At 71.8% G+C, this 16,397-nt stretch carries 15 protein-coding genes; 11 read left to right on the top strand and 4 right to left on the bottom strand.

Going from position 1 to position 16,397, the window contains the following annotated elements; genetic code table 11:
• Positions 1 to 116 precede the first annotated feature (116 nt).
• The gene (leuA, locus tag RI578_RS26845; protein ID WP_310873463.1) at positions 117 to 1,838 is read right to left on the bottom strand and encodes a 2-isopropylmalate synthase; all 1,722 of its coding nucleotides are present in this window, start codon (positions 1,836 to 1,838) and stop codon (positions 117 to 119) included.
• Between the two features lie 351 nt (positions 1,839 to 2,189).
• Between leuA and RI578_RS26840 the strand changes: the two genes are divergently transcribed.
• The 7 genes from RI578_RS26840 (at position 2,190) to RI578_RS26810 (ending at position 8,278) form a co-directional block, all read left to right on the top strand.
• A complete protein-coding gene (locus tag RI578_RS26840) occupies positions 2,190 to 3,260 on the top strand; it encodes a M4 family metallopeptidase (protein ID WP_310873462.1) in 1,071 nt (356 codons plus the stop codon).
• A gap of 21 nt (positions 3,261 to 3,281) precedes the next feature.
• Positions 3,282 to 3,548 (top strand): protealysin inhibitor emfourin, encoded by a 267-nt coding sequence (locus RI578_RS26835; RefSeq protein ID WP_310873461.1) that lies wholly within the window; start codon positions 3,282 to 3,284, stop codon positions 3,546 to 3,548.
• 57 nt (positions 3,549 to 3,605) lie between these two features.
• Positions 3,606 to 4,910: a GH1 family beta-glucosidase gene (locus tag RI578_RS26830; RefSeq protein ID WP_310873460.1), complete on the top strand. Its 1,305-nt coding sequence runs from the start codon at positions 3,606 to 3,608 to the stop codon at positions 4,908 to 4,910.
• 121 nt (positions 4,911 to 5,031) lie between these two features.
• Positions 5,032 to 6,111, top strand: coding sequence for a PhoH family protein (locus tag RI578_RS26825; protein ID WP_310873459.1), 1,080 nt, complete (start codon positions 5,032 to 5,034; stop codon positions 6,109 to 6,111).
• A gap of 12 nt (positions 6,112 to 6,123) precedes the next feature.
• Positions 6,124 to 6,621: an rRNA maturation RNase YbeY gene (gene ybeY, locus RI578_RS26820; protein ID WP_121746951.1), complete on the top strand. Its 498-nt coding sequence runs from the start codon at positions 6,124 to 6,126 to the stop codon at positions 6,619 to 6,621.
• Positions 6,618 to 7,922 carry a hemolysin family protein gene (locus tag RI578_RS26815; protein ID WP_310873458.1) on the top strand — a complete coding sequence of 435 codons (1,305 nt, stop codon included), beginning with the start codon at positions 6,618 to 6,620 and terminating at the stop codon, positions 7,920 to 7,922. Before ybeY ends, RI578_RS26815 begins: the two co-directional genes overlap by 4 nt.
• A complete protein-coding gene (locus RI578_RS26810) occupies positions 7,919 to 8,278 on the top strand; it encodes an MmcQ/YjbR family DNA-binding protein (protein WP_310873457.1) in 360 nt (119 codons plus the stop codon). Before RI578_RS26815 ends, RI578_RS26810 begins: the two co-directional genes overlap by 4 nt.
• Here RI578_RS26810 and RI578_RS26805 read toward each other — a convergent pair.
• Positions 8,240 to 9,697: an MFS transporter gene (locus RI578_RS26805; protein ID WP_310873456.1), complete on the bottom strand. Its 1,458-nt coding sequence runs from the start codon at positions 9,695 to 9,697 to the stop codon at positions 8,240 to 8,242. The two genes, RI578_RS26810 and RI578_RS26805, sit on opposite strands and share 39 nt — an antisense overlap.
• Positions 9,698 to 9,803: 106 nt before the next feature.
• On the opposite strand from RI578_RS26805, the gene RI578_RS26800 reads away from it, so the two are divergent.
• From RI578_RS26800 to era, 3 genes are all read left to right on the top strand, one after another.
• Positions 9,804 to 10,703, top strand: a complete 900-nt coding sequence (locus tag RI578_RS26800) for a helix-turn-helix transcriptional regulator (protein WP_310873455.1) — start codon at positions 9,804 to 9,806, stop codon at positions 10,701 to 10,703.
• 38 nt (positions 10,704 to 10,741) lie between these two features.
• A complete protein-coding gene (locus RI578_RS26795; protein WP_210962515.1) occupies positions 10,742 to 11,095 on the top strand; it encodes a cytidine deaminase in 354 nt (117 codons plus the stop codon).
• Between the two features lie 70 nt (positions 11,096 to 11,165).
• Complete coding sequence (gene era / locus RI578_RS26790; RefSeq protein WP_310873454.1) at positions 11,166 to 12,119, top strand: GTPase Era; 954 nt, start codon at positions 11,166 to 11,168, stop codon at positions 12,117 to 12,119.
• A gap of 22 nt (positions 12,120 to 12,141) precedes the next feature.
• Here the strand turns inward: era and RI578_RS26785 are convergent, their stop codons facing one another.
• Positions 12,142 to 13,275 (bottom strand): PfkB family carbohydrate kinase, encoded by a 1,134-nt coding sequence (locus tag RI578_RS26785; protein ID WP_310875869.1) that lies wholly within the window; start codon positions 13,273 to 13,275, stop codon positions 12,142 to 12,144.
• 172 nt (positions 13,276 to 13,447) lie between these two features.
• Positions 13,448 to 14,743, bottom strand: a complete 1,296-nt coding sequence (locus RI578_RS26780; protein ID WP_310873453.1) for a glucarate dehydratase family protein — start codon at positions 14,741 to 14,743, stop codon at positions 13,448 to 13,450.
• A gap of 301 nt (positions 14,744 to 15,044) precedes the next feature.
• On the opposite strand from RI578_RS26780, the gene RI578_RS26775 reads away from it, so the two are divergent.
• Positions 15,045 to 16,394, top strand: coding sequence for an MFS transporter (locus tag RI578_RS26775; RefSeq protein WP_310873452.1), 1,350 nt, complete (start codon positions 15,045 to 15,047; stop codon positions 16,392 to 16,394).
• The last annotated feature ends 3 nt before the right edge of the window (positions 16,395 to 16,397 follow it).

Raw genomic sequence — 16,397 nt, 5'->3', positions numbered from 1 at the left:
AGTCAGTACCCAGGAAGAGACCTTTCCGTGACCTGCACACGGAGATGGCCGGTATACGACGGGGCCCCGCCCGCCGTTTTCCGGCGAGCGGGGCCTCAAACCGCCGATTCGGCTGGTCAGCGAGTTGCGCGGTTGACGGCGGAGACGACCGCCTTCAGCGAGGCGCGCGTGGTGTTCGCGTCGATTCCGATGCCCCACAGCACCTTGTCGCCGATGGCGCACTCGATGTAGGACGCGGCCTGCGCGGAGGCGCCCTCGCTCATCGTGTGCTCCTGGTAGTCCAGCAGGCGTACGTCGATGCCGACGCCCTGCAGCGCGTGGAAGAACGCCGAGATCGGGCCGTTGCCGGTGCCGACCAGGGTGGTCTCCGCGCCGTCGACCGTGGCGTCGACGGTGAGGGTGTCGATGCCGTCGACGTCGGTCGTGGTCTGGCCGTTGGCGACCTGGATGCGGCCCCAGGGGTTGTCCGGGTTGGGCAGGTACTCGTCCTGGAAGACGTCCCAGATGGCCGTCGGCGTGATCTCGCCGCCCTCGGCGTCCGTCTTGGCCTGGATCAGCTTGGAGAACTCGATCTGCATCCGGCGCGGCAGGTCCAGCTTGTGGTCGTTCTTCAGGACGTAGGCGATGCCGCCCTTGCCGGACTGCGAGTTGACACGGATGACCGCCTCGTAGGAGCGGCCGACGTCCTTGGGGTCGATCGGCAGGTAGGGGACGGCCCACTCGATGTCGTCGACGGTGACGCCCTTGGCCTTCGCGTCGGCCTCCATGGCGTCGAAGCCCTTCTTGATGGCGTCCTGGTGGGAGCCGGAGAAGGACGTGTAGACCAGGTCGCCCACGTACGGGTGGCGCGCGTGGACCTTCATCTGGTTGCAGTACTCCCACGTGCGACGGATCTCGTCGATGTCGGAGAAGTCGATCTGCGGGTCGACGCCCTGGGAGAACAGGTTCATGCCCAGGGTGACCAGGTCGACGTTGCCGGTGCGCTCGCCCTGGCCGAACAGGCAGCCCTCGACGCGGTCGGCACCGGCCATCACGGCCAGCTCGGCCGCGGCCACGGCCGTACCGCGGTCGTTGTGCGGGTGGACGGACAGGCAGACGTACTCGCGGCGGGAGAGCCGGCGGCCCATCCACTCGAAGCGGTCCGCGTGGGTGGAGGGGGTGGAACGCTCCACGGTGGCCGGCAGGTTGAGGATGATCTCGCGGCCGGGGCCGGGCTGGTAGGTGTCCATCACCGCCTCGCAGACCTCCAGGGCGAAGTCCAGCTCGGTGTCGGTGAAGATCTCGGGGCTGTACTGGTAGCCGAACTCCGTCTCGGGGCCCAGCAGCTTCTCGGCGTACTCCATGACCAGGCGGGTGCCGTCGACCGCGATCTGCTTGATGTCGTCCCGGGAGCCGCGGAAGACGACGCGGCGGAAGACGGGGGCGGTGGCGTTGTACAGGTGGACGGTGGCCCGCTTGGCGCCCTTCAGGGACTCCACCGTGCGCTCGATCAGGTCCTCGCGGGCCTGGGTCAGTACGGAGATCGTCACGTCGTCCGGGATGGCGTCCGGGTCCTCGATGATCGACCGTACGAAGTCGAAGTCGGTCTGGCCGGAGGCCGGGAAGCCGACCTCGATCTCCTTGTAGCCCATCTTGACCAGCAGGTCGAACATCGCGCGCTTACGGGCGGGCGACATGGGGTCGATCAGCGCCTGGTTGCCGTCGCGCAGGTCGGTGGAGAGCCAGCGGGGGGCGGTGGTGATGCGCCGGCCCGGCCAGGTGCGGTCGGGGATGTCGACCTGCTCGTACCCGCGGTACTTGGCGGTCGGCATGGAAGTGGGCTGCTGGCGGTTGGCCATGATGGCGTGGGCTCCTCGTGATGTCCGCGGTGTGCGCGACGTCCGCGACGTCCGCGTGTTCCGGAAGGACGGCCGACGGCACCACCAAGCTCCGCGGGGAGGGAGTCGGCCTCTACAGGCCCTCGCCGCGGCAGCTAAGGAGAAGCAGCCCGAAACGCATGATGCCCAGCACCATAGCCGAGTCACGCCGGTCACGCGGGTCCGTATCAGTATGCGGGACCATGGAGGGAACCGGGACAAAAAGTGCCGTATACCACTCGCGGCCCGCCGCGGGGCCGTCTTGGCGTTGCTTTTCATCAATCGTGGTTGCGGGTGGTGACAGTAACATCACGCAGTGCAAGGGTGCCGGACATGACGACATACGGGGGCTTCGAGCCCGTCTTCTGCACCATCGTGCCGCCCCACGTCCTCGACAAGCTCGCCCAGCACGAGGACCCCGTGCTCGCCGGCCCCGCCCGCCGGACCCTCCAGCGCGACGCCTTCGAGCGCACCCACCGCCAGCTGACCACGGTGATCGGCGCCCCCACCGTCGCCCCGCGCGCCGGCGCCGAGACCGGGAAGCCGCAGCGCACGATCTTCGACGCCCGGCACGGCACCGACCTGCCGGGCAAGAAGGTGCGCGGGGAGGGCGAGGAGCCCGGCAAGGACGCCACCGTGAACCGCGCCTACGCGGCCCTGGGAGCGACTTTCGAGCACTTCCTGAAAGTGTACGGGCGCGACTCCATCGACGGCGGCGGACTGCCGCTGGACGCCACCGTGCACTACGACCGCGAGTACAACAACGCCTTCTGGAACGGCGAGCAGATGGTCTTCGGCGACGGGGACGGGGAGATCTTCCTCGACTTCACCATTCCCCTCGACGTGATCGGCCACGAGCTGACCCACGGCGTCACCCAGCACACCGCCAACCTGACCTACTACGGCCAGCCGGGCGCCCTCAACGAGTCGGTCTCTGACGTGTTCGGCGCGCTCATCAAGCAGTACTCGCTCGGCCAGACCGCCGCCGAGGCCGACTGGCTGATCGGCGCCGGGCTGCTCGCCCCGCGCGTGACGGGAGTGGCGCTGCGCTCCATGAAGGCGCCGGGCACGGCGTACGACGACGACGTCCTCGGCAAGGACCCGCAGCCCGCGACGATGGACGACTTCGTGCGCACCGGCCGCGACAACGGCGGCGTGCACATCAACTCCGGCATCCCCAACCACGCCTTCTACCTGGTCGCCACCGCGCTCGGCGGGCACGCCTGGGAGCGGGCGGGACTGATCTGGTACGACGTGCTGACCGGCGGCGAGCTGGCGCAGGACGCACTGTTCGCGGACTTCGCGACACTGACGGTGAAGGCCGCCCGGGAGCGCTACGGCGACGCGGACGAGCTGGAGGCGGTGCGCAAGGCCTGGGAGCAGGTCGGGGTGCGCACGCTCTAGTTCCGTACTAGACACGGACCCATGCGGATTCAGGTGAGGCGCACAGGAGGCTTCGCGGGCATCGAACGCCACGCGGAGGTCGACACCGCGGGACGCCCCGACGCGGCCGAGTGGCACGCCCTGGCGGAGCGGGCGGCCGCCGACGGCCGGGGCACGCCGCCCGTCGGGGTGCCGGACGGGTTCAGCTACCAGATCACCGTGGACGGGAAGACGGTGTACGCCGCCGATCCCCGGCTGACGGACGAGCAGCGGAGGCTGATCTCGCGGGTGCTGAAGGAGGGCGCGTAACGCCGTTGCCGGGCAAGGGCGTTGACTTCCCGCACCGGCCCTGCGGATGATCCGCGCATGGCGACGAACCCGGTACCCCGGTTCCCGGACGGCTTCCTGTGGGGCGTGTCGACCTCGGCGCACCAGATCGAGGGCGCGGCCGAGCTGCGGGGACCGTCCGTGTGGGACGTCTTCACGTCCGAGCCGGGGCGGGTGAAGGACGGCTCGACGGCGGCGGTGGCCTGCGACCACTACCACCGCTACCGCGAGGACGTGGCGCTGCTGGCGGACCTGGGCGTGGACGCGTACCGCTTCTCGGTCTCCTGGCCTCGGGTGGACTCCCCCGGCGGCCTCGGCTTCTACGACCGGCTGGTCGACGAGCTGTGCGCGGCGGGCGTCCGGCCGGTGCCGACGCTCTTCCACTGGGACCTGCCGGCGGGCCTGGACTGGCTGGAGCGGGACACGGCGTCGCGTTTCGCCCAGTACGTGTCGGTGGTCGCGGACCGGCTCGGCGACCGCGTCGACAAGTGGATCACTCTGAACGAGCCCGCCGAGCACACCCTGCTGGGCCACGCCCTCGGCGCGCACGCCCCCGGCCGGAAGCTGCTGTTCGACGCCCTGCCGGTGGCCCACCACCAGCTGCTCGCGCACGGCCTCGCGGTACGGGCCCTGCGCGCGTCCGGCGCCGCCGACATCGGGATCGCCAACTCGCACGGTCCGACCTGGCCGGCGTCGGACGAGACGGCCGACCGGGAGGCGGCGGACTTCTACGACGTCCTCCTGAACCGGATGTTCGCCGACCCCGTGCTGACCGGGCGGTACCCGGACGGCATCGCGGAGCTGATGCCGGGCGACGTGCGGGCGGACCTGGAGATCATCGCCGAGCCGCTGGACTGGTACGGCGTGAACTACTACGCGCCGACGAGGGTGGGCGCCCCGCAGGGCGCGGAGACCGAGTCCGGGGGCCTGACGTTCCCCGCGGAACTGCCCTTCTCGGTGCGCGGGATCGAGGGGCGGCCGCTGACCGACTTCGGCTGGCCCGTCGTCCCCGAGGGGCTCACCGAGCTGCTCACCGGCTTCCGCGACCGCTACGGCGACCGGCTCCCGCCCGTCGTCATCACGGAGAACGGCTGCTCCTACGAAGGGCTCGACGACCAGGACCGCATCACCTACCTCGACGGGCACGTCCGCGCCCTGCACCGGGCACTGGAGGCGGGCGTGGACGTGCGCGGCTACTTCGTGTGGTCGCTGCTGGACAACTTCGAGTGGGCCGAGGGGTACGCGCGCCGGTTCGGGCTGGTGCACGTGGACTTCGCGACGCGGAAACGCACGCCCAAGGCGTCGTACGGCTGGTTCCGGGAGATGGTCCGCGCCCAGCGGTGAGCGCCGGTCGGATAAAAGCCTCGGTGCTGTCGGCGGGGAGTCGTACGCTGGAGGAAGCAGAGCACACCCGTCACGCGGCTCACGCCGCAGAGGAGGACGAGCAGGCCTAGAGCGCCGGCCCATGACTCAGACACCCACAGCTCACACCCCCGCGCAGGGGCAGGCGAGAGCACAGTTCACCGTCCCCGCCCAGCACCCCATGGTGACCGTGCTGGGATCCGGCGACTCCCTCCTGCGCGTGATCGAGAAGGCCTTCCCGGCGGCCGACATCCACGTCCGGGGAAACGAGATCAGCGCGGTCGGCGACACCCATGACGTCGCCCTCATCCAGCGCGTGTTCGACGAGATGATGCTGGTGCTCCGCACCGGGCAGCCGATGACGGAGGACGCAGTGGAACGCTCGATCGCCATGCTCAAGGCGAGCGAGAACGGGGAGAGCGACGGCCAGGAGACCCCGGCCGAGGTGCTCACGCAGAACATCCTGTCCTCTCGCGGCCGCACGATCCGCCCCAAGACGCTGAACCAGAAGCGGTACGTCGACGCGATCGACAAGCACACCATCGTCTTCGGCATCGGCCCCGCGGGCACCGGCAAGACCTACCTGGCGATGGCCAAGGCGGTGCAGGCCCTGCAGTCCAAGCAGGTCAACCGCATCATCCTGACCCGCCCGGCGGTCGAGGCCGGCGAGCGGCTCGGCTTCCTGCCGGGCACGCTCTACGAGAAGATCGACCCGTATCTGCGCCCGCTGTACGACGCGCTGCACGACATGCTCGACCCGGACTCGATCCCGCGGCTGATGGCGGCGGGGACGATCGAGGTCGCGCCGCTGGCGTACATGCGCGGCCGGACGCTGAACGACGCCTTCATCATCCTGGACGAGGCCCAGAACACCAGCCCCGAGCAGATGAAGATGTTCCTCACCCGCCTCGGCTTCGAGTCGAAGATCGTGATCACGGGTGACGTGACGCAGGTCGACCTGCCCGGCGGCACGAAGTCCGGTCTGCGGCAGGTGCAGGACATCCTGGAGGGCGTCGACGACGTCCACTTCTCCCGGCTGTCGTCCCAGGACGTCGTCCGGCACAAGCTGGTGGGCCGTATCGTCGACGCGTACGAGCAGTACGACAGCAGGAACGGCACCGAGAACGGCGGCCACAACGGCGGTCGCGCACCCAAGCACGGTGCCAAGGCCAAGGGGAAGTAGACCAGCACGACCATGTCGATCGACGTCAACAACGAGTCCGGAACCGAGGTCGACGAGCAGGCGATCCTCGACATCGCCCGCTACGCGCTCGCGCGGATGCGCATCCACCCGCTCTCCGAACTCTCGGTGATCGTCGTGGACACCGACGCCATGGAGCAGCTCCACATCCAGTGGATGGACCTGCCGGGTCCGACGGATGTCATGTCCTTCCCGATGGACGAGCTGCGTCCGCCGGCGAAGGACGAGGACGAGCCGCCGCAGGGGCTGCTCGGCGACATCGTGCTCTGCCCGGAGGTCGCCACCAGGCAGGGCACCGAGGCACCCACGCAGCACTCCATGGACGAGGAGCTCCAGTTGCTCACCGTCCACGGCGTGCTGCACCTGCTCGGGTACGACCACGAGGAGCCCGACGAGAAGGCCGAGATGTTCGGTCTGCAGGCCGCCATCGTGGACGGCTGGCGTGCGGAGAAGGGCCTGACCGGCCCGTCCCCGGCCCCGACCGTCTCATGAGCCTCCCGCTGATCGCGGGCGCGGTCGCCCTGGTCGTGATCGCCTGGCTCGCCGCGTGCGCGGAGGCGGGGCTCGCCCGGGTCTCCAGCTTCCGCGCCGAGGAGGCCGTACGGTCCGGGCGGCGCGGCGGCGAGAAGCTCGCCAAGGTCGCCGCCGACCCGACGCGCTACCTCAACGTGGCGCTGCTGGTCCGCGTGGCCTGCGAGATGGCGGCCGCCGCACTGGTCACGTACGCCTGTCTGAAGCAGTTCGACGGCACCGGCGAGGCGCTGGTGATCGCCATCGCGGTCATGGTGCTCGTCTCGTACGTCGCCGTCGGGGTCTCCCCGCGCACCATCGGACGCCAGCACCCGCTGAACACGGCGACCGCGGCGGCGTACGTCCTGGTGCCGCTGGCCCGGATCATGGGCCCGATCCCGTCGCTGCTCATCCTCATCGGCAACGCCCTCACCCCCGGCAAGGGCTTCCGCCGCGGTCCCTTCGCCTCCGAGGCGGAGCTGCGCGCGCTGGTCGACTACGCCGAGAAGGAGTCGCTGATCGAGGCCGAGGAGCGCCGCATGGTGCACTCGGTGTTCGAGCTGGGCGACACGCTGGTGCGGGAGGTCATGGTCCCGCGGACCGACCTCGTCGTCATCGAGCGTTACAAGACCATCCGGCAGGCGCTCACCCTCGCCCTGCGCTCCGGTTTCTCGCGGATACCGGTCACCGGTGACAGCGAGGACGACATCGTCGGCATCGTCTACCTGAAGGACCTGGTCCGCAGGACGCACATCAGCCGGGACGCGGAGAGCGACCTGGTCTCCACCGCGATGCGCCCGGCGTTCTTCGTGCCCGACACCAAGAACGCCGGTGACCTGCTGCGCGAGATGCAGAAGGAGCGCAACCACGTCGCCGTCGTCATCGACGAGTACGGCGGCACGGCGGGCATCGTCACCATCGAGGACATCCTGGAGGAGATCGTCGGCGAGATCACCGACGAGTACGACCGGGAGCTGCCTCCGATCGAGGAGCTGGGCGAGGACCGCTTCCGGGTCACCGCCCGCCTCGACATCGGCGACCTGGGCGAGCTGTACGGCCTGGAGGAGTTCGACGACGAGGACGTGGAGACGGTGGGCGGTCTGCTGGCGAAGGCGCTGGGCCGGGTGCCGATCGCCGGTGCCTCGTCGATCGTGGAGCTGCCGGACGGCCGCGAGGTGCGGCTGACGGCGGAGGCCGCGGCGGGCCGCCGGAACAAGATCGTGACGGTGCTGGTGGAGCCGGTGGGCGCGGTGAAGCGCGCCGAGGAGGCCGTGTCGGAATGATCCCCGGGGAACTGCGCGACTTCTGTCTGTCCTTCAACGCCGCGGCGGAGGACTTCCCCTTCAGCCCTGAGATCTCGGTCTTCAAGGTGCTGGGCAAGATGTTCGCGCTGTCCTTCCTGGACGCGCGCCCTCTCACCGTCAACCTGAAGTGCGACCCGGACGACGCGATCCGGCTGCGCGCCGACCACCCGGGCCTGATCGTCCCGGGCTGGCACATGAACAAGCGGCACTGGAACACGGTCACGGTGGACGGCGGGCTCCCGGACCGTGTCGTCCGGGAGCTGATCGAGGACTCGTACGACCTGGTGGTCGCCGGCCTACCGCGCGCGGACAGGCTCCGCCTCGACCGTCCCTGAGCGCCCGGCCCGCAGTCCGGCCGCGACCAGCACGGCCGCCGCCAGCACGATCACCGCGTCCAGGATCAGCACCGTGTGGACGCCGGACGTCAGGTCCGTGGACGTGGTGGCCAGGACGCCCAGCAGCGGGATGCCGACGGTGAGGCCGACCTGCTGGGTGGAGGTGACCAGGCCGGTCGCCAGGCCCTGCTCCTCGTCGGGGACGCCGGAGGTGACGGTCAGGCCGTAGGAGATGATCGCGCCCAGGTGGCACATGCTGGCCAGCGAGACCGCGGCCGTGGCGAGCGCCACCGACCAGCCGCCCTCCCCCAGTGCCAGCAGGGACAGGCCGAGCACGCCCTGCCCGGCGAGCGAGCCGACCAGGGTGCGGCGGGTGCCGAAGCGGCCGATGACCCGGGGGGCGTACGAACCGGCCACCACCGACAGCGCGCCCTGCACGCCGAAGACCAGGCCGGTCTGGAAGGCGGACAGGTGCAGGACCTCCTGGAGGTACAGGGTGAGGACGAAGACCACCGTCGACATCATCGAGAAGGTGATCAGCCCGCCCAGGTTGCCCCACGCCACCGTGCGGCGCCGCAGCATCGGCAGCGAGACGAGCGGGGCCGCGGTGCGGGACTCGACGAGGACGAAGGCGGCCAGGAGCAGCAGGCCCGCGACGAGGGCGACGAGGACGTCGGTGCGGCCGAAGCCGTGTTCGGCGGCCGTCGACAGGGCGTAGATCAGGGAGAGCAGGCCGCCGGTGACGGTGACCGCGCCGGGGACGTCGAGGCGGGGGCGCTCGGGGGTGCGGGACTCGGGCAGCAGGCGGGGGGCGAGGGGCAGCACGATCAGGGCGAACAGCGCCAGCAGGCCCATGGTGGACCGCCAGCTCAGCAGGTCGGTCAGCACCCCGCCGGCCACCATGCCGACGGTGAAGCCGAGCGAGAGCAGGGTGCCGGAGATGCCGAGGGCGCGGTCGCGGGCCGGGCCCTCCGGGAAGGTCGTCGTCAGCAGGGACATGCCGGTCGGGACGATGGCCGCCGCGCCGAGGCCCTGGAGGGCGCGTCCGGCGAGGAAGGACGCCGGGTCCCAGGCGAAGGTGGCCAGCAGCGAGGCGGCGCCGAAGACCGCGAGGCCGGTGAGGAACAGCCGGCGGCGCCCGTACAGGTCGCCCATGCGCCCGAAGAGCAGCAGGAACCCGCCGGACGGCAGCGCGAACGCGGTGACCGCCCACTGGAGGGCGGAGGTGCTCATGCCGAGGTCCGCGCCGAGGACGGGCAGGGCGACGTTCAGGACGGAGAAGTCGAGCGCGACCATGAACTGGGCCGCGCAGAGCACGAACAGGACCAGCCGGTCGCGGGGCGAGAGCCGGGGAGCCGCCTGCTCCGCGGGCGGTGGGGTGGCCTTCGCCGGGGTGGTTGAGGTGGTGTCGATCGCCATGGGGAGGAGCCTGACGGCCCCGGAATAGGCGTGGGGAGCGGCAAGTTGTCCTGGTGGTGGCACCACCAGCCACCACCAGCATGGCTACGGGGGGGGGAGTGCATACGTGCCGGACGTGATCGCGCGGACCGAGGTGGCGTCGTCGGGCAGGGACCGGCGCCGCAGTGAGCTGCGGGAGTTCCTGATGAGCCGGCGGGCCCGGGTCTCCCCTGCCGAGGTCGGCCTGCCGGACGGCGGGGCACGGCGCCGGACGCCGGGTCTGCGGCGCGAGGAGGTGGCCGTGCTCGCCGGGGTGGGCGCCTCCTGGTACCAGTGGCTGGAGCAGGGCCGCGACATCTCCGTATCCCCGCAGGTCCTGGACGCCGTGGCCCGGGTGCTGCGGCTCAGCAACGCCGAACGCCGTCATCTGTACGTGCTGGCCGGGCTGAACCCGCCCGCGCCCGAGGTGGAGCCGGCGAAGCGGGACATGTGCGAGGGGCTGCGGCGGCTGATCGACACGTGGATGCCGTATCCGGCGCACATCATGGACCGGTACTACAACTGCGTGATGTACAACGACGCGGCGGCGATGGTGCTGGGCATGCGGCCCGGGACGACGTGGAACTGCATCGTCGACTTCTTCACCGACCCCCTGTACCGCGCCCGGGCCCGCAGCTGGGGGGAGAACGCGCGCACGGTCGTCGCCCAGTTCCGTGCCACCTGCGCGGCCAACCCCGACGACGAGGGTTTCCAGCAGGTGCTGGCGGATCTGAGGGAAGCCAGCGGCGAGTTCGCGGCGCTGTGGGACGAGCGGGACATCGAGGACGCCGGGCAGATCCGCAAGGAGCTGGACCATCCGCTGGTCGGGCTGCTCAGCCTGGAGTCGACGGCGCTGAAGGTACCGGCGCGGCCCGATCTGACGATCGTGCTGCACACGCCGCTGGACGAGGCGAACAGCGCGGCGAAGCTGGAGTGGCTGGCCTCGCCGGAGGGCCGGCGCGGGGCGATGTACCCGGTGGCGGGGTGACCGGGCCGGGGGCAGGCGGTGCTACGTATGCTCGCCTCATGACCGAGACTCCCGACCTCGACCCCGAGGACCGCAAGATCGTGACCCTGGCCCGTTCCGCGCGGGCCCGCAACGGTGTGCCCGAGGGCGCGGCCGTACGCGACGAGACCGGCCGTACCTACGTCGCCGGGACCGTCGGCCTGGACTCGCTGAAGCTGAGCGCGCTGCGGACGGCGGTGGCGATGGCGGTGGCGTCCGGCGCGAAGTCGCTGGAGGCGGCGGCCGTGGTGACGGAGGCGGAGTCGGCGTCGGAGGAGGACCGGGCGGCGGTGCGGGACCTGGGGGGCCCCGGGACGCCGGTTCTCGTCGCCGGTCCGGACGGCACGGTGCGCGACACGGTGCGCGCGGGCTGACCCGGCCGTCGCGGGCCGGGTGGGCGACCGTGGTACGGCGGGGCTCCGGGGATCAGGGACAATGGGCGCCATGAGCGTTCGTACCCAGTCATCCGAAGAGCCGGCCGAAGCTGTCCACAGGGCCGGTTTCGCCTGCTTCGTGGGCCGCCCCAACGCGGGCAAGTCCACCCTCACGAACGCTCTGGTCGGGCAGAAGGTGGCGATCACCTCGAACCGTCCGCAGACGACCCGGCACACCGTGCGGGGCATCGTGCACCGCCCGGAGGCGCAGCTGATCCTGGTGGACACCCCGGGGCTGCACAAGCCGCGCACGCTGCTGGGCGAGCGGCTCAACGACGTCGTGCGGACGACGTGGGCCGAGGTGGACGTCATCGGTTTCTGCCTGCCGGCCAACGAGAAGCTGGGCCCGGGCGACCGCTTCATCGCCAAGGAACTGGCGGGGATCAAGAAGACCCCGAAGGTCGCGATCGTCACCAAGACCGACCTGGTGGACTCCAAGACCCTGGCCGAGCAGCTGATCGCGATCGATCAGCTCGGCCAGGAGCTGGGGATCACCTGGGCGGAGATCGTCCCGGTGTCGGCCACCGGGAACCAGCAGGTGGACCTGCTCGCGGACCTGCTGACCCCGCTGCTGCCCGAGGGTCCCGCGCTCTACCCCGAGGGCGACCTGACCGACGAGCCCGAGCAGGTCATGGTCGCCGAGCTGATCCGGGAGGCCGCGCTGGAGGGCGTGCGGGACGAGCTGCCGCACTCCATCGCGGTGGTCGTGGAGGAGATGCTCCCGCGCGAGGACCGCCCGGCCGACAAGCCCCTGCTGGACATCCACGCCAACGTCTTCATCGAGCGCCCCAGCCAGAAGGGCATCATCATCGGCCCCAAGGGCAAGCGCCTGAAGGATGTCGGCATCAAGTCCCGCAAGCAGATCGAGGCGCTGCTCGGCACCCCGGTCTTCCTCGATCTGCACGTGAAGGTCGCGAAGGACTGGCAGCGCGACCCGAAGCAGCTGCGGCGGCTCGGGTTCTGAGGCTCACTGGTAGCGGGGCCGGTCAGGCCGGGGGGCGGAAGCCGATGGTCGGGACGGCGCGGCGCAGGGGCCACGGTGCCACCAGGTCGGCCGGGACCAGGTCCGCGAGGAACGCGTAGCGGCGCAGGGCCGTCGGGTCCTGGCTCTCGACGGACTGGACCTTGCGCCACCAGGTGGCGATCTCGCACCAGCCGGGCGCCGACAGTGAGCCGCCGAACTCCTGGACGGAGAGGGCGGCGGTCAGACCGGCGAAGGCCAGGCGGTCGGCCAGCGGCCAGCCGGCCAGGGTGCCGGTGACGAATCCGGCGACGAAGACGTCCCCGGCGCCGGTCGGGTCCAGGGCCTCGACCTCGATGGCCGGGACCTCGGCGCTCTCCCCCGTACGCCGGTCCACCGCGTACGCGCCGTCCGCGCCGAGGGTGACCACGGCGAGCGGCACGTGCTCGGTCAGGGCGTGCGCGGCGGCGCGCGGGCAGGTGGCGCCGGTGTAGCGCATGGCCTCCTCCGCGTTCGGCAGGAAGGCCTCGCAGTGCGCGAGGTCGGGCAGCCCGGCCAGGTCCCAGGCGCCGGTGTCGTCCCAGCCGACGTCGGCGAAGACGCGGGTGCCGCGCGCGGCGGCCTGGGCGATCCAGGGGGCGCGGACGCCGGGTGTGAGGGAGGCGACGGCGGCACGCGCGCGGGGCGGGCAGTCGGGGGACGGTTCCTCCGGCGGCGGCTCGTGGCCGTGGGAGACCATCGTGCGCTCGCCCTCGTACGCCATCGAGACCGTCACCGGCGAGTGCCAGCCGGGCACGGTGCGCGAGGGGGTCAGGTCGATGCCCTCGCCCTGTGCGAGGGCGTCCCAGCAGTAGTCGCCGTAGTGGTCGTCGCCGAAGGCCGCGGCCAGCGAGGTGCGCAGCCCGAGGCGGGCCAGCGCGGTCGCCATGTTCGCCACGCCGCCCGGGCTCGACCCCATTCCGCGCGCCCAGGACTCGGTCCCGCGCACCGGTGCGGAGTCCAGCCCGGTGAAGACGACGTCGAGGAAGACGGTGCCGGTCAGATACACGTCCCAGGGCGGGTCCTGCGGTGTGCGCAGGGCGGCGAGGGGATCGACCTGGGGACGGTGGTGCGCTCCCTGGTCCGGGACGTGGCGGTGTGTTCTCTCGGCGGCCGGCATGACGGGCATGGCGGGCACGCCGGACGCGGTGGACACGGTGGACGCTGTCACGGTGCGCTCCCTGGCATGGTGCGGACCCCGCCAGTGTGCACCACGCCACTGACAACCCGGCGGCGTCGGGGCCGGTGGCACCGAAGCGCGGCCGCCGCCTCCCCCGCGGCGGTGCGGCCGGTTACCAGCGCGGGACGGGAGGCGTCACCCACTCCGGGTCGGCGACCCGCATGGCGGCCGCGTCGTCGCGGTCCCGGAGCGCGCCGTCGTCGTCGAGCCAGCGGCGGTGGAGGAACTCCAGCCGGTCACGGTCGAGTTCGACGCCGAGACCGGGCGCGTCGGGAACGGCGACCCTGCCGCCGTCGAAGGTGAGCCGCTCGGTGAGCACGTCCTCCGACTGCCAGGGGTAGTGGGAGTCGCAGGCGTGGTGGAGGTCCGGGACGGTGGCCGCCACGTGGGTCATCGCGGCGAGGCTGATGCCCAGGTGGGTGTTGGAGTGCATGGAGATCCCGACGCCGAAGGCGCGGCAGACGGCGGCGAGTTGCTGGGTGTTGCGCAGCCCGCCCCAGTAGTGGTGGTCCGAGAGCACGACCTGCACGGCGCCCGTCGTGAACGCCTCCTGGATCTCGGCGAACGTCGTCACACACATGTTGGTCGCGAGCGGCACCCCGGTCCTCGCGGCGACCTCCGCCATGGCCGGGGTGCCGAGCGCGGGGTCCTCCAGGTACTCCAGGACGTCGGCGAGTTCCGCGGCGACCTTCAGGGAGGTCTCCACGGACCAGGCGCCGTTGGGGTCCAGCCGCAGCGGGTGGCCGGGGAAGGCCTCGGCGAGCGCCCTGATCGCGGCGATCTCCTCCTCGGGCGGGAAGACGCCGCCCTTGAGCTTGAAGGAGGCGAAGCCGTACCGCTCGGCGAAGGTGCGGGCCTGTGCGACGACCCCGGCCGGGTCGACGGCGGCGCCCCAGTCGTCCCGCTCGCTCGCCACGCCCGCCGGGTGGCCGGCCCACTTGTAGAAGAGGTACGCGCTGTACTCGACGGCGTCGCGCACCTTGCCGCCCAGCAGCGCGTGCACGGGCAGCCCGAGCGCCTTGCCGAGGGCGTCGAGGCAGGCGACCTCGAAGCCGGAGACGACGGACAGGCGGAGCTTGTCGGCGGTCTGGACACCGCGCAGTCCGCCGACGTCCACCCGTCCGGAGACCCGGGTGGCGTCGACGGCCACCTCGTCCACGGTCGTGAACAGGCCATTGAGGTCGGAGACCTGCCGGCCGACCAACCTCGCGGCCAAGGGACGGGCCAGTTCCAGGTACTTGGCGTCGCCGTAGGTCTCGCCGACCCCGGTGATCCCGGCCGCGGTCTCCACCTCGATGATCAGGCGGGGGGTGTACGGCTGGTGGACGCCCTGCGTGTTGAGCAGGGGCGGGTCGGCGACCAGGATCGGCGTGAGGCGGACGTCGGCGATGGCGAGAGCGGGGGTCACAGGGCTGCTCCTACGAGGTCGGTCCGGCACCGTCTCTGTATGTAAATGGCATCCACGTATGGGGATGGAGATTAGGCAGGCGGACGGGAGCCGTCAATGGGGCGGGGAGATCCTCACGAGACGCGAGCGCTCGCTGCTACCCAGGCCTGAAACCCTGAAACACACCTGTGCTTCAGATCACACCCCCTCGCCTGTTTCTCGCCTCCCCGCGCTTGATACAAATTGCCCGCGCGTTCCTGTCCGTCGACGGTCGTCGCTCCCTCCCCCTCCCCCCTTCCTTTCGCATGCCCTGGGAACGCCCGTGTTCGCCCCCCGCACCACTGCCTGGCCCCTCGTCGCCCTCTTCACGGCCGGGTACCTGCCTCCGTATCTGCTGCCCACCACCGTCGGCAGACTCGACACCGGCCTTCCGCTGACCACCACTCAGGCCGGCGCCGTCGGCAGCGCGCTGCTGCTGAGTTCGGCGACCGCGGGCTTCCTGCTGGCCTCCCGGGTGCAGCGGATCGGCGCCCGGGCCCTGGCCCGTTTCGGGCTCGCGCTGGCCGTCCTCGGCTACGGCGCCGCCTCGCTCACCACCGCCGTCCCGGCCGTCGTCGCCGGCGCGGTCATCGGCGGCTTCGGGTCGGGTACGGCCATGACGGTCGCCGCCACCCGGATCGCCGCCGAGCGCGACCCGCACCGCGCCTCCACCCTGGGTCTGCTGAGCGTCTCCGCGCTGGCCGGCGCGGTGTATCTGACGGTGCCGCACCTCGGCCGGGCGCACGGTCTGCCGCTGGCCGCGATCGCGCTGACCGCCTTCGCCGTGTGGCCGCTGACCGGCCGGCTGCCGGGCGGGACGGCCACGTCGTCGGCCGCGCCCGACGCCGACACCACCGCCCCGCTCCCCCGCCGCCGTTCGGGTCTGGTCCTCGCCGCCACCGTGCTCTGCTGGTCCCTCGCGCAGAACTCCCTGTGGGGCGTCAGCGGGCGGATCGGGCTGACGCAGGCCGGTCTGGGCGACGCCGCCCTCGGGGTCGTCTTCGCCGTCGCGCTGGGCGCGGGCCTGGTCGGCGTACTCGTGGCCGGTGCGCTCGGGCCGCGGCTGGGGCGGGCGATGCCCGTCGGGGCCGGGACGGTCGCCATCGCCGTCTGCATCGCCCTGACCGCGTCCGCGACCACGCCCACGGCCTTCGCGGCCGGGGAGATCGCCTGGAACACGCTGTACCCGGTCGTGCTGTCGTACCTGATCGGCCTCGCCGCCTCGCTCGACCCGCGCGGCCGCTGGGCGGTGCTCGTCGGGTCGGCGTCCTCGCTGGGCACGGCGGCCGGGCCGCTGGCCGGCAGTGTGCTGTCGGCGCAGGCCGGCTATCCGGTCATGGGCCTGGTCCTCGGCGCCGGTCTGCTGCTGGTCGCCGTCCCGATGACCGCCGTCGCCCTGTACACCGGCGGGCGTCCACTGGTGCCCGGCGCGATCCGCCGCCGGGGCGGCACCCCGGCCGCCCTGGTCGCCGCCGCCACCGGCACGCCGAGCGGTGCGGTACCGGAGCTCGGTGCCACGGAGCAGCCGGTCGTGGAGATCGACATGGACGCCCCCGCCGTCCCGGTCCAGCGCGACTACGACACGGCGGGACCCCGGGCGGCCGCGGCCGCGCCGGGGTCCGGGACGGGCTGAGCC

Source organism: Streptomyces sp. BB1-1-1 (assembly GCF_031597775.1).
In the GTDB taxonomy this organism is placed as follows: domain Bacteria; phylum Actinomycetota; class Actinomycetes; order Streptomycetales; family Streptomycetaceae; genus Streptomyces; species Streptomyces thinghirensis.
This window is presented reverse-complemented; position numbering and strand designations above follow the sequence as displayed.